This is a genomic window from uncultured Intestinibacter sp. (genome assembly GCF_902468165.1).
GTDB lineage: Bacteria > Bacillota > Clostridia > Peptostreptococcales > Peptostreptococcaceae > Intestinibacter.
In genome coordinates this window covers 1-22578 of record NZ_CABQXJ010000019.1, presented here as the reverse complement: position 1 = coordinate 22578, position 22578 = coordinate 1, and the positions used below count along the sequence as shown (strand labels likewise).

Genomic DNA, 22578 nt, shown 5'->3' with positions numbered 1-22578 from the left:
TCTATGACTGGTCTTTTCTTTTTTTTAGAAAGGAGAAGTCATGGATAAATTATTACAAGAAGTAAAAGATCATCTAAATATAACATGGGATGAAGAAGAAACAAATAGAAAAATAGAACGAATAATTAAAGATGCAATAGCAACACTTAATTGGAAGTTAGGAGCAGAAATAGATTATTCAGAAGAAGAAGGGCAAGAGCATAATCTACTATTAGACTATTGTCTATATGCTTATAATCAATGCACAAATGAATTTGATAATAATTATTTCAATGAAATAATGCAAATTAGACAAAAATATGAGGTAATTCAGTATGAACGAAGTAAGTAGATATAATGATGGCTTTATAAGAGTTTATGAGGAGATACCTAGAAAAGTTAATTTTGGAGCTAAGGAAAATACTAACTCTAAAGAAAATCTTAAATTTATTGTTAAACTTGCATATGAAGAATGTAGCAAAAGACAGCAGGACCTAGAATTTGCAGAGGCAAGTTCTAGGACTTTAAATTTAAAAGTTAAGACTAGGTTTTATAGTGGATTAAAAAATAATTATAAAGTAGTGATAGAAAATACATTGTATGACATTGTTTATATAGATGAAGATAGAAAAAATAGAGAACTATATTTTTATTTAGAAGAGGTGATGACTATTGAGTAAATTAGTTGGAACACTTGGAAAAATAGAAGAAGCATTAGCAAGTTTTAAGCTACCAGTATGGTATGGAAAGACTTTTTGTAAATCAGATGATAAATGGAATTATTTCGTTTTTAATAAAAAACAATTTAATAGAAGTGGGAAAAGTAAAATAGATTTTAATTATGACTATCAAGTACATATTATAATGGAAAATTATATAGAGGAAGGATTTGAACAAAAGGTCATAAAAAAAATAAAAGAAAATACAAATTTAAAACTTATAGATCAACCAATGCAGTTTAATTACGTTAAAAAAAATAACACAAATTTAGTAGTAGAAATATTAACACTAGAATTCACAAAAACTTTTAAAGGATGTGATATAAATGGCTAGTGTTGAGTTTAGTATTAAGGATGAAGATATAAATAAAATAAATGAAGCAATAACAAATTTTGAAGGCAATGCTGAAAGAGTTATAAATGATTATTTAGGGACACAAGCAAAAGAAAAGTTTATACAATCTATAACTAACTTAATTCCGGTATCACGTGTAAATAAAAGAAGACATGCCAAAAATAGCAACCCACTTGATGGAAAAATTAGAAACAACTTAACATTATGGATTCATACAAAACCAAAGTTTAACTATTTATATTTTCCACAAAATGCAGAAGGAACTTCAAAGGGAAAAATACCAAATGATTTTATGGAAAGAGGTATAGACGCAGAATATGACAATGTTGTAAATGGAATATTAGAAAAATTACAAAATGGATTGGAGGGAATGTAATGACTAAATTAATAACCGTATTTTCTGAGTATGAGATAAAAAATAGTGCAATTAAAATTAATAATGGCACAGATACAGGATTTAAAAAAGTTGGATGCGTGGGGAAAATAGAAGAAACTCTTGATTGTATAACAGTTACGAAAAAGTGTGAAGGAGTAGTAAAAAAAACAGTTACAAGAGGAGCTGGAACAGGAGAATCTAAGATAAGCTTACATATGAACTATAATTTATACACACAAATATTTGGAATGGATGATAAAAATTTATTAGATGGAGTATATGGTTATGGTACTAATAGCAGACATAGAGAGTTTACATATGTAGGTGAAGTTATGGATGAAGATGGAAATATAAAATATAAAGCTTATCCTAAATGTGCAGTTAAAACTGGACCATCTAACACAATAGAAAATGGTGGAGAAGAAGTACAAGAAATAGAAGTTACTTTCTCACTTTATCCAGATGATTATGGATATTGTGAATATGAAGCACCTGCAATAGAATTAGATGATACAACAAAAGGAAAATGGATGACAGAATTTACTCCTGAGTTATTAAGAAAGACAACATCACAATCACAATCAGAGGGTACAGTATAGGAGGATAAAATGAATATAGTATTAGAAAATGGAGAAAAAATAAACCTAACACTAAATTTCGGAAGATTATTACAATTAAAAAAAGAAAATAAGCCTATATATGAAAAGTACAATAAAGTTTTAGCAAACGGGGCAAAAGATGTAATTGAAGATACAATTATAGTTATATATACTGCATATTTATGTGGTATCTTAGAAAAAGACAAAGTATTAAAAGACAATATATTAAGTTTTGAGCAATTTGCAGAAGCACTTCCTCCAAATTTTGTAGAAATAAATAATATATGTCAAGAATTAATAACACCAAAAAAAAAGATGGATTTAGAAAGCCGTTCATAAAGAATACTGGAAAAATAAAAGGATCAAAAATTAAAATACCTAAATTTGTTTTAGAGGACGTAGAAGATTATTATGCTTACTACGTCCTTTGTTTAGGTATATCTGAAGATTTATTTTGGAATGCCGATTATTCATTTTTATTGTCGGTAGTCGAAAATAAATGTGCTTATGAAAATTATATTAATTATATAAAAATAATAGATTTAGAAAGGAGGTAGAATATGGCTAGACAAAATCAAGCAAAAATAGAATTTAAAGCTGTAACATCAGAATTCACTAATGGAATAAGAGGAGTAAATAGTTCATTAAAAACAATGCAAAATGAACTAAAATTAAATTCAGCACAATTAAAAGGCAATGGAGAAGATGCAAGTTTACTAACACAAAGACAACAAATATTACAGAGACAATATGATGCAACTACACAAAAGATAGAATTAACACAAAGGTCATTAGAGGAAGCAAAAAGATTGCTCGGAGAAAACTCAACAGAATATAGAAATTTAGAGAATTCTTTATTAAGAGCTAGAACAGCTCAACAGAATATTCAAAATGAGTTAAATCAGACATCAAGAAGATTAGAAGATCTAGAAAATTCAGCTAATGATGCTGAACAGGATGTTGAAAGTTTATCTCGTGAATTAAATGATTTAGGAGATTCAGCGAGCAATTCAGAAGGTGGATTTACAACATTAAAAGGAGCAATATCTACATTTGCTGGAAATGTACTAACTAGTGCAGTATCAAAGATTGGGGAATTATCATCGAAACTTTTAGAACTAAATGAAGAAACAAAAGAATTTAGAATGAATATAGCTAAGTTAGATGGTTCTACATCTCAATATGGTTATTCTACTGAATTTACTAATAAGAAAATGAAAGAACTTTATGGATACTTTCAAGATGACCAAGTTGCAGTAAATACAATAAGTAACTTACAAGGTATGGGACTTACAGAAAAGGAGTTAAATAATACTTTAAGTGCTAGTATAGCTGTATGGACTGCATATGGAGATTCTATACCAATTGAAGGATTAACAGAAAGTGTAAATGAAACAGCACAAGTTGGAAAAGTCACTGGGAGTTTAGCGGATGCATTAAACTGGGCAGGTATTTCAGAAGATGACTTTAATAAAAGATTAGAAAAGTGCAATTCAACTAAAGAAAGAGCACAATTAATTACAGATACACTAAATGGTGCATATGGGAAAAGTAAAGAAACATATGATAAAAATACAGAGTCTCTAAGAAAAAATAATGAAGCTAATTATGAGTTAATAGATGCACAAGCTAGATTAGGTGAAGCAATAGAACCAGTAGATACAGCAATTACAAATTTAAAAGCAAGTGCTTTAGAAGCTATTGAGCCAGTTATAAAACAAGTTGCAAATGGAATAAATGGACTAATAAAGGCTTTTAATGGATTACCACAAGAAGCTAAAACAACAATAGTAGCTGTTACTGCCATTGCAACTGGGATAGTAGTATTAATTGGAGTTGCAGGAGCTATATCTTCAGCATGGGGTGTTATAACAGGTATATTTAGTGCAGGAATAAATGTATTTGCAGGAGCAATAGCTGCAATATCACCGCCTATATTAATAGCAGTAGGGGTAATAGGTGCATTAATAGCAATAGGGATAGCATTATACAAAAATTGGGATACTATAAAAGTAAAAGCCACGGAAATATGGAATAATATATCAAATACAGTTTCTAATGCATGGAATGGAATAAAAACAAAAGCTACGGAAATATGGACAGGTATAAAAAATGTAATTGTAAATATTTGGGAAGGTATAAAAACCGTTTTCAGCACGGTGTTAGAAGTAGTAAAAGTATGTATTACAACATACTTTAATTTTTATAAAACAATTATAAATACGGCTTTAAATGTTATAAAAACAGTTGTAACAAGTATTTGGAATGGAATAAAGACGGTATTTACAACAGTATTAAATGGTATAAAAACAATAATTACTATGCAATTTAATGCTTATAAGACTGCTATATCAAATATTATAAATGCAACAAAGGGAGTTATAACAAAAGTATGGAATGGCATAAAGAGTGTTATAAGTACTGTATGTAGTGGCATTACTAATATTGTTTCCAATAAATTTAATAGCATAAAAAATACTATAAGTAATATTATGAATGGAGCAAAAAATATAGTATCTAATGCATTAAATAAGATAAAAGGATTTTTTAGCAATTGTCATTTGAGTTTGCCTAAAATTAAAGTTCCGTCTTTTAGCATAACAGGAAAGCTAAGCATAAACCCACCAAGTGTACCTCATATAGGTGTTACTTGGAAATATTTAGCTAAAGGTGGTATATTAACAAATCCAACATTATTTGGAATGAGTGGCAATACTGGATTAATTGGTGGAGAAAAAGGGCATGAAGCAGTTCTTCCGTTAGATAATTTTTACAGTTATTTAGATAGTAAATTAAAAGAAATAAATAATACAAAGGAAATAAATTATGACAAAATGACAGATAGTTTTATATCAGCTTTAGAAAAATTAAATTTACAAGTCAATATGGATGCTAAAAAAGTAGGACAATTAACTTCAAAACATGTAGAAGAAGATATAAATGCCCGAAAAAATCAACTAAATAGATTGAGAGGAATATAAAATGTATTTTGATAAGTATAAAGATGTAACTTATAATGGTATTTTTTTATCTGAAGTATGTGAGATACAAGATATAAAAATACCTTTTTTATCTTCTAGAGAAATTGAAAAATTAGATATAGCAAGTATTGACGGAGAAAGATATAACGGATTTAAAACTAATAGTTATAAAATAGAAATAGAAATATTGATAGATTGTGATACAGAATTTGAATACAATCAAAAAATAAATGAATTAAGAAGTATTTTTGATGTAGAAGGGCTTAAAGAATTTTCATTAGGAAATGGAAAATTTATATTAGCAATGATAGAAGATCAAATTGATGCACCTGAAAAACTTGGATTATATTCATGTGAATTAGTTATAAATTTATATTGTCCTGTTCCTTATTTTTTTTCAAAAGAAAGTAAAATGTTTCAAAGTGAAAATGGAATTATAAACATAACGAATAATGGTAATAGACCAGTACCACCATTTATAAGTATTGGATTTAGTAAAGATACATATTTTTGTCAATTAGAATTAGAATCAACTGGTGAAAAAATATTAATTGGGAAATACCCTATATTAGGTATACCTGTAAAAGCTGCTACTACAGAAATACTATACGAGGATTGTAAAACAATGACTAATTGGGTACAAAGTAGTGCAACTATAAATCCAGATAGAAGTATAGATGGAACTATGGCTATTACAGATGAAGGAGAAGGGATAAGATTATCAACACTAGGGAATACAACAACAAAATGGAGAGGGGCTTTATATAGAATAAACTTAGAAGAAACATTACAAGAATTTAAAGTAGAAGCATTTTTTACACATAAAAGTACAGGGATAAATGGAGATCCTACAGTAAAAAATACTGATACGCAGACTATTATCTCTGGAAATAAAACAACTTATTATAAAGTTACTGTATCAAGTTTAAATGTTAGGAGTGGACCAAGTACTAAATATAAAAAGTTAGGAGCACTTCAAAAAGGATATAAAATATATAATGGAATAAAATCTAACGGATGGGTAAGTTTTACATACAATGGGAAAACAGGATATTGCAGTGCTAATTATCTTACTTTAGTAGTAGAAGATTCAACAGTAACAACTACTACTAAAAATATGGTAACTAAAATGAATACACCTTTAAGAAGTGGACCTTCTATGACATCACAAATAATTAAGACAGTAGGCACCGGAAAAGTTTTAAGAGTGATTACAAGCAAAGAATATACTGATGTAGATAGTCAAGGTATAACTAGATATTACTATAAGTTAGACAAAGAATTTGATGGAATAATGGGTTATGTATGTAAAGCTAATTTAGTTGAAGCAGGAAACGTTACATTTTCATATGATGAAAAAGAAACAGAAGTTACAGCTGATGACAAAACAGGAACTATAGAATTATATTTATTTTCAACAAATGGAGTAAAAATAGGTAAATTAGAATTATCAGACCAAAGTGAATACTTTGAGTATACATCACCTAAAGTATATGTGGGTGAAAAATGTATACTTGAAGATGATAAAACATTACCAGAACCTAAAAAGGAATATAAAGTAACAGAAAATGATGGTAAAACATCTATTTCTATAAGTAATTACCTATCTGGAGCATGGGGCGATTGGAATGATTTCTTCGGGAAATTATCTATAAAAAGAGAAAAAATAAATAATGAATTTGTTTGGAGTGCTGAGGTAATAAAGATAAATGACGGAAATATTATAAAAACAAAATCAGTTAACAGTATAAAATCAAATTCTTTTCCAGATGAAGGTTTAGGATATATATGCCTATATATAGGTACAATGGCAGATTCTATGGAAAAATGTAGCGATATGTCTATGAAATGGCTTAAAGTAGATAGTATTAATCCTATATCAGATGAAGATGAAAATGATATAACTTATTTTAAAGAAGGTGACATACTAGATGTTGACTTAGAAAATCATTGCGCTTATTTAAATCATCAAAGTTGCGATAATTTAGTTGATATTGGTAGTCGATTTTTTATGTGTAAAAATGGTGAAGAAAAAATAAAAGTAATAAGCAATGATAAAGATACAGTAGCAAGTGCAGTTATAAGAGAAAAATGGATAGGAGGTATATAAATGATTACGGAATTATATATTCTCGATAGAAATAAAAAAATTGTATGCATACTATCTAATCAAACAGGAGAAAAAGTATTTTATGACTATACATATACTTCATATTTAGAAACAGGAGCAGAAATATTTAATTTTTCAGTTATATTAAATAATGATATTGAAAAGTATATTAAAAATATGAACTATGTACTTTTCAAAAGAAAAGATAAAATAAAGATGTTTCAAATAAAAGAATATAGCGATGATGAAATTATAAATTCTACAGTAAGAACAGTAAAATCGGAGTTTATAGGATTAGAATTATATGAGGATTCGGTTAGAGAAAGCATAATAGAAGGTAATATAAGAAAAGTATTAGAGACCATATTACAAGATACATCTTATGAAATAGGATATATAAGTCCTAAATTAGATGACGTTATAGGAACTATAGAGATAGAAAAACCTACTCCAATTTATAGTGCTATACAACAATGTATACCTATATTTAAAAACATAGAAATAGAATTTGATTTTGAATTAATTAATAGCATAAATGGAAAATATAGAAAGATAATAAATATATATGCAGATGGAGAACGTGGAAGAAAAACTTATAAAAGATTTGATTATGATTTTAATACATATGGAAGTAGTAGAGATGGAGATGCTATAGAATTTTGTTCAGGATTAATTCCTGTAGGCTCAAATGGAATTGGAATAAAAGAAATTGAATGGTATAAAGCAAATGGATTTCCTTTAGATAAACCTTTAGGACAAGATTTTATAGTTGATCCAGAAGCACATGATATGTTTAGTAATGAAGGAAAATATATTTTAAAACCTTATGAAACTAATGATAGTAATCCCTCTGAATTAATTTGGAATGCTTATTATAAATTACAAGAATTAAAGAAAGAAAAATATACATATGATATACCTATATATCTTACTGAAGAAGAATATGACGATATTGAAATAGGCGATACAGTATATATTGTAAATGATAAATTTTATCCTTCTATTCAATTAGAAGCTAGAATAACAGAATTACAATTATCTGACAACAGAGAAAATAATAAAGCTATATTTGCAAATTATAAGGAAGTAAGAAGTAATATAAAAAATTTAGATAGAGACAGTATTATAAACGAAGCTATAAAGAAAATAAATGATATAGGTATAGGCAAATTAACTATAGCAGATATTCTTACTTTAAAAGAATATTTAACTAAATTAGGAATAGAAGAAAAAGAAATTGATGAAATATACAATAAATTAATAAATGAAATTAATCCTGCAATACCACAATTACCAGAAATAGCAGAAGATAGTGAAGACTATACTAAAATATATATAAATAGTACGGATGGAGGGCTTTGGATTGGTGATGAACGTATAGCGGATATTAGAAAATATAAATGTGCAACAATTACTAGTGAAGAAGGAGATGCATCTACAGATGATGATCCTAATGGAACAATACCTCCAAGTTCGCAAATAAATCAGGAATATTATGAAGCTGTACAACATTATAAAACTTTTAATTTAGGAACAAAGCAAAATACTACAACTGTAAGTAATATATTAAGTAGTAATAATAAATACAAATTAAATATAATTGTTCCTTATTGGGCAGAAAAATTTGGATTAGATAAAAACTTAGTAGTAGCTGTAATAATAGCAGAGAGTGGTGGAAATCCAAGTGCACATGGGAAAAGCTCTGGAAGTGGATATGGAGCTATGATGTGTGAACGTAGTGTATTTTTTGGTATAAAGCAAACGATAAAATTTCTAGATGGGACAACAAAAAGTTTTACTCCATCTTATTCAACTATGCAACCATATGCAGCAGGAAATATTATTTTAAATGGAGTTAGTGTAGATAAGAATATAAGCAATCAAATAATGTTTGGCTGTAATGAAATGAGAATAAATATAGAACAGTTTAGAGGAAATATATTTGCAACTTTGGTAGGATATAACTTTGGACCAGGAGGAGTATATTGGTGTATATGTAAATATGTAGCTGAAAAATATAATTATACATTTGTTAATAAAAGAAGTTTATCAGCACAAAGTAATCAAGTTAAAGCAAAATATTATGAAGAACTAGAAAGTGGAAGATGTAATTGGGGAAGTTATAGACAACAATATAAAAATACATGGGGAGCAGGTACACCCACAAACATAGAATTATATTTACAATGGTATAAATCAGAAAATGGACAATTACCATATTATATTGATTCAAGTGGAAACAAAATGGGATATGGAGTAGGCAAGATAAAAACAGAAGTTAAAAATAATATAGTAACAACAACTAATATAACAAGCAATGTATCTACTGTATCACAAAAAAAAAGTGGTAGTGAGATAAGAGAAATAATTGTAGATACAGCAAAAGCTATATGTAAGCAACATACTGACAAGTTAGCAACATACGACCAAACATATAGAACAGTAAATTTTAGAAAACCTAGAAAACATCCTGGAACATTCTATGGACTAAGCAATCCTATTTGTTATGACTGTTCATCGCTTGTTTCATGTGCATATTTAGAAGCAGGATTAGAAAGTGCTTATTCGGCTAGTTGCTATTATGGAACATTAGTAGCTAATACAACTAAAAAAGATGGATATGTAATGTTTAAAATAACAAAAGAAACAATTGAAAATATGTTACCAGGGGACATAATAATGATGTGTAATAAACAATGTCCAACTACTTTTACAAGAGCTGAAGCTATAAAAGTAGGCTTTACACATCATACACTTATTTATTGCGGGAAAGAAAATGGAACGCATATGGTTGCCCATGCTAGACAGTGGGCTTACTGGCCTAATGCAATTCGTTATATGGCAGTTTATTCAGATATTTATAAGTATGGATTTTGTTTACGTCCATATGATTTAGTAGAAGCTGATAAAATAACAAATAATAATAATAGTGGTGGAAGTGCAGGTTCTGAAGGATTAGATACTGGAAGTAAAAGTGATATTGGAGATTCTATAGTAGAAGAGATGAATGAAGTTACTTTAAAAGGAGTTGTAGGAGCTATACCTAGTGACTATTATAATGATGAAACTTTAATAAAAGTTGTTGAAAAAAATAATAGTTACGATTATTTAGATTATCCTTCTACTGTACCATATATTTATACTCATTTTGGAATAAATGATCTTACTAATAAAGGAGTACAAGAATATAAAGATTTAATATTAGCTTTAAAATCTTCATATATAAATACTCCTATTTTTATTGCAAGTGAACTTAAAGTAAATAGTAGTTATACAGAATATCAAACTGTAAATGATAATATAGATTTATTTAATGCACAAATGCAAAATTTTGCTAATACAGAAGAAAATATTATTTATTTAGATATAAATGAAGGTCTTACTTCTAATGGTATGGTAGATAGTAATTATTCAAGTGGAGGATATAGATTTGACAGTAAAGAAAATTCTCAACGATATTACAATATAGTAAAAAAACATATACTTAAAAAAGCAATAGGTGGCATATATAATCCAAATACTCCAGAAACTAAGCCGCAAGATAATCCAGAGGATGAAGATAAACAATATGAGAATGTAATTAACAATGTAAGTATAGTAATGTATCACAATAATACTTATAAGTATGATGTGGTTAAAAATATTACATTTTTATTACCAAGTGCAGTAAAAGAAAATTATTGGAGTAAATTGAAATTTCATACCAATAAAAATTCTGAACCTACTAAAGTAACACAAAGTAAAATACTATATTTAGAAGGAACTGATTGTAAAGCAGGGCAATTAATCCCAAATGCCGATACAGAATATAATATAACAGTTATGGCCTCTACTAAAGATGATAAAGTAACAGAAAAATATTATGGAGTAGTATCAGGGATTGCAAAAGGAGGAAGTTACAAAGATTTTTCAGATTTCGTAGGTAAAAGTGATATTGTAAAACTAGCAAAAACTTATTACGACAATAAAGAAAAATTTAAATATAATGCTCCAACAGCACTTAATTATTCAAATCCACAAGCTAATATAAGTAAATGGAAAGTAGATGGATTATTTAATATAGATGGTTCTACATTTGTAAAATTATTATGTATGGGATTATCTTATGATAAATCTCCTTATGGAAAAACAACAAGTAAATTAAAGAAAGATCCTAATTATGCATGGGCATTTACATTTCCAAGAACAGCAGCAGAACAAGCACAATATTGTGTTACACAAGGATGGGTAATGGGAGGAATTGATGTTACAAATTGGAGTAATGTAGAAGCTGGTGATTTGTTATTTTGGGATAGAGACGGACAAGAAAATGGAAGATATATGTCAATTTCACACGTTGCAATGGTATATGGATTTGATGAAGAAGGAGATGCACTTAGTATAGAAGTAACAAATAAAACACCTTGTATTGTAATAAAAAAAATAAAACAAAACACAGATGATAAATTATTATTTGTAGCTAGAATTAGGAAGGAGTAAATATGAGTGATATAGTAGAGAGTAAACAAAACTATGATAAAACTGCTGCATCTTTACAAAACTTAATACAGAAAATATTAGAAGCTGGTGAAATTACACAAGATGATGACAATGAATTAGTAGATTTACTTACTGAATATGATAAGCTATATAATACAATAACAAGTTCTATACAGGAGCAGAAAAATAAAACAATAAGACAAGAAATAGATGAACTAAAAAATAATAAAATAGGTGCAACAGTAGATGATTTATTAAATATTTTAACGGAAAATGGAAGAAAGACTTTTATATATAAAGATGATGATAATAACATTTTAATAGATATGAAAGCTATTCCATCACTTGTTATGTTAGTTAATAAATTTAAAATGATAGCAAGTGATGGGGAAGATGAGTCTAGTATAGTATTAACTCCTAATTTTATAGAACTATTATCAAACTCTGATATACTTTTAAAAGCTAAAAATATTAATCTAGAAGGATTGGTTACAGCTAATGGATATTTTAAAATATTAGAAGATGGAAGTATAGAAGCTGTAAACGGTAAATTTACAGATTTAGAAGTTGATGGCTTAAATGTTTCTAGAAATCTAACTGCTGATTCAATTACTGTGAGACAGTTAAATTGTGCTAACTTACCTGGAAGTATAGCATCTGATATGAATGTGACTGTTGACCCTTCTGCTACAGATGCCACTAATATATTTGCCAACAATGCAAAATTTACTTCATTACAAAATTGTATTAATAATATTCCTAAAAATCTAAATGGATATACCGTAAATATAACCGTAAATTCTATCACCTATGAGAATATAACAATCAAAGGATTTAATGGAGGTACTTTATATATATTATTTAAGGCAAATAATTTCGGATATGTATTTGGTCATAATTGTAGTTCTGAAATATTACTACAAGGCACAGGAACAACATCGCAAACACTTGTAAGCAATTATAAAACAACAGGAAATGTAAACATGAGAGAAGGCGGAGATACTTCTTACAATATAGTTCAAACTGTTCCAACTGGAGCAACATTATTACTTACAAACTTTAACTCAAATGGATGGGGATATACAACATATAACGGCAAAAGTGGATGGATGTCTACTAATACAAGTTATATGGTAAAAGAGGAAGTATATGAAACATCAGGTAATTCTACTGCTATACAACCAAGTGAATTATTAACACAAGATGGTAAAAATTATGCTGCAGTGTTTTGTAATTGCCCTTATGTAGCATTATTTGATTTAGAGGTATATGGTAAAACTGGTAACACTGCTAATTATGCAGTAGGAGGAATAAGAGGTTCTTATGTAGATTTAGAAGGTATAAAAATATGTGGAAGTGAGAATGGAGTTGCTGCAGAACGTGGAGGTCGTGTTTTCGAATCAAATACTACAGGTAAGGTTAACGGAATTGCACAAAATGCTAATTGTAGTGGTACTATTTATATACAAGATGGTACTACTATAAATGGTACTATTAGTAAAGATAATTCATCTCAAATAATTTATTCATCAAGCGGAGCTGTACAAGATACAACTAGTGATGTTGGAACAAATAACAATACTACAACTGCTACATCTACAATAACTATAACTAGTACAGGTGCAGATACTTATAGAAGTACAACTTATTATAATTATAAGCAGGATAATACCTCAAGGCAAGGTAATTATGGTTGGGGTAATTGTAACGGTTTATGGGTATTTGGCAATAAATTTACACAACTTAAAGGAAAGACAATAACTAAATTAAGTGTAACTGTAAATCGTATTCAAGGCGGTATATATGGCAATGTAACAGCAACATTGAAAATGCATAATTATGAAGCTATACCAAGTGGAATGCCTTCGTATATAGATGGATGGAATACATCAATAACTACTCCTATCAACACTACTAAAACAATTGAAATAACCGATGCGGCCGTATTAAATGCTATTAGTGCTGGAACATGTAAAGGATTCGGTGTTCAAGGACCGTATGATTCTAGTCATTATGCAGTATTTGATGGAAATTGCACAATAACAGCTACAATACAAGGTTAATTTATAAATATATATTCGTATAATTAAGTAAATTAAGGTATACGGAGGTGATAATAATGGGATGTAAGAAAGGTAAAAAGAAAGGTGGAAAAGGAGGCAGATAATTTAAATCTGTAAATTATTATATAATTCTTAGTATGATAAAGTAGGGATTAATTATGTAAAGGAGAGATGGGTAATGATTTACAAACAAAGTATTTTAACTATAAATGGAAATAATGCTAAATTAGATGAGGATATTTATCTGTTTAGACTAGATAAAAATATAGAATTATATTTCACTATAGTTAACAACAAATATAAATTCAACAAGTCAGATTTAAACAATATTATTAACCTTACAAATGCTAGCTATTTCCAAATGAGATTGTATAAAAATGCGGAAGTAAAATATACATTTGCTATACAACCAACAGATAATGGAAAAGCAATATTGACTATTACAGATGATTTAATTGATGAACCTATTGAGGTAGGAGATTATGATTTCCAAATATCATTATTAGATGCCGATAAATCTAGTATGATCTCTTTACCTATAGTTAGTAAGCAAATCCATGTATGTGAACCACTTGTAACAGATGCAAGTGAAACTGGTACTGCTGTACTAGGTTTGAGTACGTTAGAATCTGGTGAAATTGTAGATGCTTTTGATGAAGAGGGAAATTATATTAGAAAAGTTCATGTTAATGGGGAGTTAATATCTGCAGAATTATTTAATAAATGGGAGGAAGCTTTAGAAACTAACTCATCGAATATAAAAACTCTTGATTCGCAATTTAAAGATATTGCGAACTATTCTTTAGCAGTAGGTAATGATGGTTTGTTATATTTAAGTGATGGGAAAGGTACTTTATTGGGTAATGGAATAGATATAAAAAAAATGCAAGAAGTGGTAAGCAATTTAGTATCAGTTTTTACAGCTGATTTTAGTGGTGATACTCCTTTAGCAAATCAATTTTATTCATGGGAAAATAGAATTTATGGAAGCGCTATATATGATGCATTATCAAACATACAATGCATTGACAATGTTGCACATTTAACATCTGTATATGACAGTGAAAATTTAAGATGGAAAAAACAAATGATGTGTACAGGTGGATTATTTGAATCTGATAATTTTACTTGCGAATTTGAGGCGAAATTTGATGGAAAAGCAGGAAGTTGGAATAATGTTATAACATATGGAACTGGTACACATTGGACTAACGGAGTATATTCAGACGGAGTAAAATGGCCTGCTGGTGGAGAAATAGATGCGTTTGAACAAGCGGGTGGTTATTCTAATAATCCAAATTATTTTTATACTCCTACTGTACATTATGGTTCTGGAACTGGTAGCGGATATCCTGACACCCATGAAGTAAGTAAAAATTTTAATGAAAACACAATATTTACACTTAATGAGTGGCATAAATTTAAATTTAGTTTGCAAAATGGATATGTAAAAATATATATAGATGATGAATTAAAACAAGAAGGCGATTTTTCAGGTTGTATAGTTAACAATAATTATTTATGTGACTATAAACCATTTTTAAAACCTCAAGCATTTTATATAGATGGTTCTTGTGCTGATAATTCTAACACATCTAACGTTTATGATTTTGCAATTAAAAATTTTAAAATATATCAAGATGCAAATGTTGAATGTACAAATTTAGAAATATACCCTCAGATGTGGGAAAAAGGAACAGAGTTAGTATTTCCAACTGGGGTAGAATTTTTCTTAGATAAAATCTTTACGCCTTCTAACACAAGTAATAAGGCTTGTAAATGGGAATCCAGTAATCCAAATGTTGCAATGGTATGTGAGGGTTATGTAAAAACATTAACTGAGGGAACTACAACTATAAAAGCTACTTGTGGTAATGTTAGTGCAATATATATTTTAACTGTTAATAATACAAATACTAATATACCTTGTACTAAAATTAAATTAGCTAAAAACAATTTAATTGTAAAATCAGGGAAAACAATAGATTTTTCTTATTATGTATATCCAAAATTTTCAACAAATCAAGTAAATATCATATCCGTTGATGCAAATATAGCTACTGTAAGCAATACGAAAATAACAGGCATAAGTGAAGGGAATACAAGGGTATTGTTAAGTTGCGGAGAAGAATCCGAAATATTAAATGTATCAGTAGAAGCCGATAAAAGGCAACCTTATGTGGAGTATGATTTTACAGAAGCGAATAATAAAATTGGTATGTCTGAAAATGCAGAGGGATTTTCTACTACTGGTGTAATAGAAAATACAGGAAGTGATGGAGAGTTTTTAAATTTAAATCTTACTTATGGAACTTCTGTAATAAATAGTGATACAGGAGAAAAAGGCATAAGTTATTACAATGGACAAAGTAAAACTTTATCAGATGCAAAAGATTTACAGTCATATTCACATTTAATGTTATTAAAAGGGGTAAATACTTTTAACAATACGTTTAGTTTAACATTAAACGGAGATAATTCAAATATAATGCCTTCTGTAACAAGCTCGCAGAATGATGCGTGTATTAAGTATGGTTCAGCAAATGTATACACTTTCCCGTTAGATACAGATAAAACAACAACTCATGATATTGCTATATATCATGATGCTTCTAAGGCAAGTGTATTCATAGATGGTAAAAAAGTAGTATCTGATGGGAAAATAAATTATATTACAACTGCATTATCTTATTTTATAACACGAGGTAAACATAGTTACTTTGCGTGTTATCATAACTGTGAATTTTCGGATGAAGAATTAATTGCTATGACATCAGGTGAATAATATAAAATAAAAAAATAATTCTTTGTATTGAGCATGATATATATTATACTCAATACAAAGGGGGTAAATATTTATGATTAAAGAAAGTGTTAATTTAAGAAGTAAAGGGTATATAAAATCATTACAGTCATGGAGAGCAATTATGATTATTATGATTTTTATTTTACATGTATGTCCTGATAAATTTAAATTACTAGCTGGGGGAAATGAAACAATTTCATTTTTTATTATATTATCTGGATTTTTAATATCCATAAATAATTATAGTAAAAATATAGAATGTTCATTTAGAAATATAGTAAACTTTGTTTATAGAAAGATTAAAAAATTTTATCCATTGCATTTATTAATGTTATTGGGATGTATATTTTTAAGTTTAATATCTATAGTAATCTCTAGAAATTATAATGAAATCTTTACATTAATAGTAAAATGTGTATTAAATATTTTTTTAATACAATCTTTTATACCAAGTGCCGAATACTATTTTAGTCTAAATGGTGTATCTTGGTATTTATCCGCAACATTATTTTTTTATGTTATATCACTTCCAATGTTAAAAAAAATAAAACAGATTGATAAAACTAAATTGGGTGGTATATTACTTTTATTGTTAATATCACATACATTAATTATATTTATATTGCAAGATAATAGCAATTTTTCATATTGGACTTATATTTGTCCGTTATTTAGGAGTTTAGAGTTTCTTAGTGGTATGTTATTAGGAGTTTATTATTTAAACTCAAAAGAGAAAATAGATAAATATATTACATATAAAAAGGCTACATTATTGGAATTCACCATAATAGTTATATTTCTAACTCAAAGATATTTGTGTGTATATACTAATATCTATGATATGCCATATAATTATAAAAGTCTAATTGCTTTTATAATTTCACTTGCTATAATAGCAATTTTTTCTATAGAAAAAGGAACAATATCACGTTTATTATCCAATAGGGTATTGATTTACATAGGGAATATAAGTTTTGAAATATACATAATGCATACTGTTATAATGAATTATTGTGATATATTTCTTGGAATTTTAGGAATGAATAAATATAAAGTGATTTTAACTTTGATAGTTACATTAATTTTAGCTGGATTTATTCATTCACATACAATAAAAATAAGAAAGTTAGACTAGATTAATTTCTAGTCTTTTTTTAATACTCAAGTTAGCACACAATTTAAAAATATTGCGTACTTAGTTTTGCGATATGGTGGAGTATAAAGGTACACCATTTAAAAATTAGGGGTATGAAACTATAACTGTGGATTAATAAGAAAACGTACTTTGACAAGTGAATATAAAATTTATTACTTAAAATAACTTTAACTGTGGATTATATAACTTTAACTATGGTATAATGAGGTATATTTATAAGAAGGAGGTTATTATGAATTTTAAACAAGCATTAGAAGAAATGAAAAAAGGGAACAAAGTCAAACTACCTTCATGGGGTGGTTATTGGTGTTGGGATGACACTAAGCAAACTATTATGATGCACTGTAGACCAAAAGATGCAGATAAAGGACAAGGCCCTATATTAGACATAAGAGAAACACAAAGAGTTGAATATACTCTAAGTAATGTTTTATCTGATGAATGGGTAATTGCTGATAATGAAAACTGTAATTTATTAGGTGGTACTCCTACTTTTAACTTTGGTGAAGCTATAAAATACCTAAAACGTGGATTAAAAGTATGTAGACAAGGTTGGAATGGTAAATCTCAATACATAGAATTAGCATCAAATATTAGTTATAAATCAGCTAAAGGGGATATCGTTAACTGTGAACACGAATGTATAGGCAATAAAGCTATTGCATTTGTTGGTACAAGTGGAGTTCAAATGGGTTGGCTTGCTTCACAAGCTGATATGTTAGCAGAAGATTGGATGTTTGCTGAATAGGTGGTAAAAATGGAGCAATTAGTCAAAAGTAATTTTGAAGAAAATATAGATTGGATTTTTGAAAACAATCGTAAAAGAAGAATAGAGGCATATAAAAAAGAGCATGAAAAGAAAGAAATAGAATCTAAGAAAGTAATAGGCGAACAAATCGAAGAATTTATGGAAGCATATTATAATGACTTAGAAATAGATTATGAAGCATTTTTTAAAGCATTAATCAAAAATAGTTAAAATTATCAGAAAGAGAAAAAGACAACATGAATATACTAAATTTACCAGAATTTGAAGTTTTAGACACAATACAAGATGACCACGATATGACGGTAATAGTAAAACCAGTTAAAGAGCCTGTAGCTTGCCCAGAGTGTGGTGGAGTTGAATATTATAAGCATGGCAAATCTAAACGATTTGTAAGGGATTTAAACAGCTTTGGGAAACGTGTAGGGATTGAAATACATACACATAGATATAAATGCAGATACTGCAATACAACATTTAGTCAACATTACAAAAGTATTGACGATAGAGATAAAATCACTATTCGTTTAAGAGAGCAAATAGAAAAAGAATCCCTTAAAAAGCCATTCGCCAATATAGCAGAAGAATATAGTGTTTCTCCTACTACAGTAAAGAGAATATTTAATGCTTACATAGAAAGGCTAGAAAAGGATATGACCTTCCTTACTCCAGTTATACTAGGGATAGACGAAGCACATCTAAATAAAAGCATGAGAGCCGTTTACACCGATATAATTGGACGTAAGGTATTGGATATCCAGCCAAGCCGTAAGAAATCCGATGTAAAGGATTTTTTAAGCAAATTGCCTAACAAGGAGAATATAGAAGTAGTAACCATAGATATGTGGAGATACTACAAAGAGGCAGTCTATGAGGAGTTGCCAAAAGCTCAGGTAATAGTTGATAGATTCCATGTAATACAATTAGTTAACAATGCTTTAGAAGGTGAGAGAAAGTCATTTAAAGGCTCTCTAGACAGAAAGCAAAGGTCTAAGTTGTTAAAAGATAGATTCTTGCTATTAAGGAATAAGGAAGATTTAGAACCTAAACAGATTTGGGATATGCAGCTAATGTTTCTAGATTTTCCACAGTTAAAGTTAGCTTATGAATTGAAGGAACAATTCAGAGATATCTATAAACATGATAATCGAGAAGATGCTTTAAAGGCTTATGAGGACTGGAAGAAGGCTGTTCCAAAGGATATGAAATACTATCAAGATGTAATCAAAACAGTTGATAACTGGCAGTATGAGATATTTAACTACTTTACATGTAGAATCACAAATGCTTATACAGAGAGTTTAAATAACTTGATTAAGAACATCGAGAAAGCTGGTAGAGGTTACTCTTTTGAGATACTTAGAGCAAAGGTGCTATTTGGTACAAGTGCTACTAGAAAACCTAAATATACAAGAGCAAATACAAGTAACAAAACATATACATTTACTACGGCATTTAATTGGAATGATTTCGTAGGAAGTACAAAATTAACAGAAGGGTTTGGAGTAGATATTCCACAACTACTAGAGGTATTAGAGAGTGATAAATTTTAATTCACTCTCTTTTATTTTCCACAATTAAAGTTATATACCCAAACTTTTAAAGGACTGTAGAAATACAGTCTTTTTATATAGAAAGGAGAAGAATATGGATACAGAAGTAATAGTTGCGGCGATTGCATTTATTGGAACATTAGTAGGATCTTACTTTGCGAATAGTAAAACAACTGCAGTTATGCAGGAACAAATTAAGAGCATAAAAGAAGAAATAAATACTCTATCAAATAGAGTCGATAAGCATAACAATTTAGTAGAAAGAATGGCAAAAGTAGAAGATTCAGCAAAATCAGCGCATCATAGGATAACAGAACTATCAGAAGGAGGAAAATAAATGTTAGACTTAAATATATTGGGTGATTATATAGTATTGTTAGTTGTAGGAATTTGTGTATGTATAGGCTATGTAATTAAAACAAGTTTCGATTTTATAAATAATAAATATATACCATGTATAATGACTATACTTGGATGTGTTCTAAATATTTGGGTAGCAGGAGATATAAGTCCAGAAATAATTTTAGGCGGTATGTTATCAGGACTTGCATCAACTGGATTACATCAAACTTTTAAAAATTTAATAAGGGGTGAAAAAAATGAGTAAATATTTAGTAGCAATCGATGCAGGACATGGAATGTGTACACCAGGTAAGCGTTCTGTAAAATTGTCTTCAGATCTGTATGTTAATGGAGTCTTAGTTAGAAAAAAAGGTGAAATAATTAAAGAAAATGAATGGAATAGAGCTATATCTGAGTATTTAGCAAAAGCATTAACTAGATGTAGAATTGGCTATATGTATACTGCTGATATGACAGGAAAAACAGATGTACCTCTAGCAACTAGATCATATAGAGCAAATAAAGCAGGTGCAGATATATTAATTTCTAACCACTATAATGCAGCTGGAACAGCAACTGTTTGGCAAACAAAAGTTAAAGGATTACTTGTTTTACGTACTAAAAATTGTTCTTCTAAGTCAATAACATTAGGTAAATTAGCAGTAAAACATTTAGCAGCAGATATCGACTATGAATACAACTACGGTTTGATGAGAGATGTCGATATGAGCGGATTTACATTAGCTATTTTAAGACAAACAAATATGCCTGCAATATTGATTGAATATGGATTTATGGATTATGAAAAAGAAGCAAAACTTATGTTAAATCCATCACATCAAGAGAAATGTGCAGAAGCAGTTTGTAAAGCAATTTGTGAGTATTTTGGTATAAAATATATTTTGCCAAATATTAAAGAAGAAAATAAAACACTATATGTTAAGATAAAAGAAGATATAAATATGCATAGTCGCCCAGACTTTACAAAAGAAAGCACAATAGGTATTGTAACTGCTGGTGAAGTTTATACAGTTATAGAAGAAGTAAAACGTTCTGATACTAATATGTATAGATTAAAATCAGGAGTATATATAACAGCATCTCCTAAATATGTAGAAACATTCAAGAAATAATGAGCCGATATGAGCTAATATGTATAAATATACTAATATAAGTTTATACTTCTAAAAAAGAGGTATACGCATGTTACTTAGATTAGGATATTTTATATTAGGAGCATTATTAGCAACAGCTATAGTACCATTATTATTAGTAGGCTAAGGTTTTATACCTTAGCCTATTATAATTTTGATGCTTTATATTGATAATTAACTTGTCAACCAGGGGATATCATGGAATATATATCAGAAGGAGATAAAAAGGCTAGGGATTAATTTTACTCCCTAGTTTTTTTATATAAATAGCTTGTCCATACATATTGTAAAATTAAAATAGATTAAGAAAATTTACTTTAAATACATTAATTTAAAATATAGGGTATGAAACTATAACTGTGGATTAATAAGAAAACGTACTTTGACAAGTGAATATAAAATTTATTACTTAAAATAACTTTAACTGTGGACTATATAACTTTAACCATGGTATAATTAGGTATATTTATACTACTGATATTTATGTTGAAACCAGGAGGTAATTATATGAGAAAAACTGAATTTAGAGGCAAAATTATAAATACATGGGACAGAAATAAAAATACAGGTGATTGGGTTTATGGGAATTTAATACAAAATGAAGATGCCAGTTTTATAGTAGAAAAAGTTAAAGATTCTTTTATTGGATATTGTGATGATTGCGATAGAGTATTTGCTAATATATATAGAGTAGATGAAAAGACAATAGGACAATACACAGGAGTTAGAGATATATATCAAATAAGAATATTTGAAGGAGATATAGTTGCTTACGATGAAGATGTAAATACGGGGAGAGGATATAGTAAAAAAAGAAAAATAACTGGTATAGTAAGGTATGTTAATAATAGATTTTTAATATGTGACATGATAGATGAAGAATTTATTCTTAAATATAATTTTGAAAGTTGCAGGGTCATAGGAAAAGAAAGTACATTAGACAATAGAGGATAAGATAAAATGAATATACTAAATTTACCAGAATTTGAAGTTTTAGACACAATTACTAGAGGTATTAGAGAGTGATAAATTTTAATTCACTCTCTTTTCTTTTCCACAATTAAAGTTATATACCCAAAATATAAAATCTAAAAGAAGGTATAAGAATACATATGTAAAATAAATTTATATTTAAATTAT

The 22578-nt window shown here is 28.4% G+C and carries 19 protein-coding genes; all 19 read left to right on the top strand.

Annotated features, from left to right (window positions below; genetic code table 11):
* Positions 1-40 precede the first annotated feature (40 nt).
* Positions 41-331: a phage head-tail connector protein gene (locus RDX53_RS05300; protein ID WP_307993796.1), complete on the top strand. Its 291-nt coding sequence runs from the start codon at positions 41-43 to the stop codon at positions 329-331.
* A complete protein-coding gene (locus tag RDX53_RS05295; RefSeq protein WP_307993795.1) occupies positions 315-659 on the top strand; it encodes a phage head closure protein in 345 nt (114 codons plus the stop codon). The genes RDX53_RS05300 and RDX53_RS05295 overlap by 17 nt, the downstream gene beginning before the upstream one ends.
* Positions 652-1032: a hypothetical protein gene (locus RDX53_RS05290; protein ID WP_307993794.1), complete on the top strand. Its 381-nt coding sequence runs from the start codon at positions 652-654 to the stop codon at positions 1030-1032. Before RDX53_RS05295 ends, RDX53_RS05290 begins: the two co-directional genes overlap by 8 nt.
* Entirely contained in the window at positions 1025-1429 is a 405-nt protein-coding gene (locus RDX53_RS05285; RefSeq protein WP_295575950.1) for a hypothetical protein, read from the top strand. Before RDX53_RS05290 ends, RDX53_RS05285 begins: the two co-directional genes overlap by 8 nt.
* Positions 1429-2028 (top strand): hypothetical protein, encoded by a 600-nt coding sequence (locus tag RDX53_RS05280; protein ID WP_307993793.1) that lies wholly within the window; start codon positions 1429-1431, stop codon positions 2026-2028. The genes RDX53_RS05285 and RDX53_RS05280 overlap by 1 nt, the downstream gene beginning before the upstream one ends.
* A 9-nt stretch (positions 2029-2037) precedes the next feature.
* A complete protein-coding gene (locus tag RDX53_RS05275; protein WP_295575955.1) occupies positions 2038-2367 on the top strand; it encodes a hypothetical protein in 330 nt (109 codons plus the stop codon).
* 221 nt (positions 2368-2588) lie between these two features.
* Positions 2589-5009: a hypothetical protein gene (locus RDX53_RS05270; protein WP_307993792.1), complete on the top strand. Its 2421-nt coding sequence runs from the start codon at positions 2589-2591 to the stop codon at positions 5007-5009.
* 1 nt (position 5010) lies between these two features.
* Positions 5011-7119 (top strand): SH3 domain-containing protein, encoded by a 2109-nt coding sequence (locus RDX53_RS05265; RefSeq protein WP_307993791.1) that lies wholly within the window; start codon positions 5011-5013, stop codon positions 7117-7119.
* Positions 7120-11598, top strand: a complete 4479-nt coding sequence (locus RDX53_RS05260; protein WP_307993790.1) for a transglycosylase SLT domain-containing protein — start codon at positions 7120-7122, stop codon at positions 11596-11598.
* 2 nt (positions 11599-11600) lie between these two features.
* A complete protein-coding gene (locus RDX53_RS05255) occupies positions 11601-13661 on the top strand; it encodes an SH3 domain-containing protein (protein WP_307993789.1) in 2061 nt (686 codons plus the stop codon).
* A 178-nt stretch (positions 13662-13839) separates the two neighbouring features.
* Entirely contained in the window at positions 13840-16446 is a 2607-nt protein-coding gene (locus RDX53_RS05250; RefSeq protein WP_307993788.1) for an Ig-like domain-containing protein, read from the top strand.
* Positions 16447-16519: 73 nt separating this feature from the next.
* Positions 16520-17602 (top strand): acyltransferase, encoded by a 1083-nt coding sequence (locus RDX53_RS05245; RefSeq protein ID WP_307993787.1) that lies wholly within the window; start codon positions 16520-16522, stop codon positions 17600-17602.
* A 253-nt stretch (positions 17603-17855) separates the two neighbouring features.
* Complete coding sequence (locus RDX53_RS05240) at positions 17856-18371, top strand: DUF2829 domain-containing protein (protein WP_307993786.1); 516 nt, start codon at positions 17856-17858, stop codon at positions 18369-18371.
* A gap of 9 nt (positions 18372-18380) precedes the next feature.
* On the top strand, positions 18381-18602 hold the full coding sequence (locus RDX53_RS05235; protein ID WP_307993785.1) for a hypothetical protein: 222 nt from the start codon (positions 18381-18383) through the stop codon (positions 18600-18602).
* A gap of 26 nt (positions 18603-18628) precedes the next feature.
* On the top strand, positions 18629-19942 hold the full coding sequence (locus RDX53_RS05230; RefSeq protein ID WP_307993784.1) for an ISL3 family transposase: 1314 nt from the start codon (positions 18629-18631) through the stop codon (positions 19940-19942).
* 94 nt (positions 19943-20036) lie between these two features.
* The gene (locus RDX53_RS05225) at positions 20037-20279 is read left to right on the top strand and encodes a hypothetical protein (protein ID WP_295572892.1); all 243 of its coding nucleotides are present in this window, start codon (positions 20037-20039) and stop codon (positions 20277-20279) included.
* Positions 20280-20549 carry a phage holin family protein gene (locus RDX53_RS05220; RefSeq protein ID WP_295572889.1) on the top strand — a complete coding sequence of 90 codons (270 nt, stop codon included), beginning with the start codon at positions 20280-20282 and terminating at the stop codon, positions 20547-20549.
* On the top strand, positions 20542-21417 hold the full coding sequence (locus RDX53_RS05215; protein WP_307993783.1) for an N-acetylmuramoyl-L-alanine amidase: 876 nt from the start codon (positions 20542-20544) through the stop codon (positions 21415-21417). The genes RDX53_RS05220 and RDX53_RS05215 overlap by 8 nt, the downstream gene beginning before the upstream one ends.
* 528 nt (positions 21418-21945) lie before the next feature.
* Complete coding sequence (locus RDX53_RS05210) at positions 21946-22392, top strand: YopX family protein (RefSeq protein ID WP_307993782.1); 447 nt, start codon at positions 21946-21948, stop codon at positions 22390-22392.
* The last annotated feature ends 186 nt before the right edge of the window (positions 22393-22578 follow it).